This window comes from Actinomadura sp. 7K534 (genome assembly GCF_004348575.1).
GTDB classification, from domain to species: Bacteria; Actinomycetota; Actinomycetes; order Streptosporangiales; family Streptosporangiaceae; genus Spirillospora; species Spirillospora livida.
In genome coordinates this window covers 1-654 of record NZ_SMKB01000541.1, presented here as the reverse complement: position 1 = coordinate 654, position 654 = coordinate 1, and the positions used below count along the sequence as shown (strand labels likewise).

Here is a 654-nt window from a genome sequence, read left to right as displayed (position 1 = left end):
CTGCCGACCCCCGCGAGGCCCCGCCGGTCAGTCCGGCAGGCCCTCGCGGAGGTCGATCCGGGCGGCCAGGTCGGCCGCCTTCCGCTTCATGAGGTCCAGGCCGGCCTTGCCCCACGGGCGCGGTTCGCTGTCCACGACGCAGACCGTGCCGAGAACGGTGCCCGTGCGGTCCGTCAGCGGAGCGCCCGCGTAGCTGCGGACCATGAGCTTGTCGACGATCGGGTTCCCGGCGAACCGCGGGTAGTCGAGGACGTCGTCCAGGATCAGCGCCTTGCGCCGGACGACGACGTGCGGGCAGTAGCCGGCGTTGAGGGGGATCCGCAAGTCCAGGATCCCCTCGACGAGGTCGGCGGCGGCGGGCGGCGTGAAGACGCCGGACACGAACTGGTCCTCGCCGATGAGGTTCACGAAGGCCACCGGCGTGGTCGCGAGGCCGGTGAGCTGCTGTGCCTCCAGTGCCAGCTCGTGGGCGAACCTGTCGAACCCGCTCTCCCGCTTCTGCCCCAGCCCGAGTTCGCGCAGCCGCGCCGCCCGCCTGGGCGCCTCGTGGTCGGGCGGCAGCAAGGGCCGGTCGAACAGTTCCGGCGCCTGGTCGCTGAACTGGTGTGTCACGGGAGACCTCCGGGGTGTGGGCGGGGTGTGCGGTGGCGGACG

At 72.8% G+C, this 654-nt stretch carries 1 protein-coding gene; it reads right to left on the bottom strand.

What is annotated here, in order from left to right; translation table 11 throughout:
* Positions 1–27: 27 nt before the first annotated feature.
* Positions 28–612 (bottom strand): GAF domain-containing protein, encoded by a 585-nt coding sequence (locus E1266_RS37610; protein WP_243719401.1) that lies wholly within the window; start codon positions 610–612, stop codon positions 28–30.
* Positions 613–654: the final 42 nt, after the last annotated feature.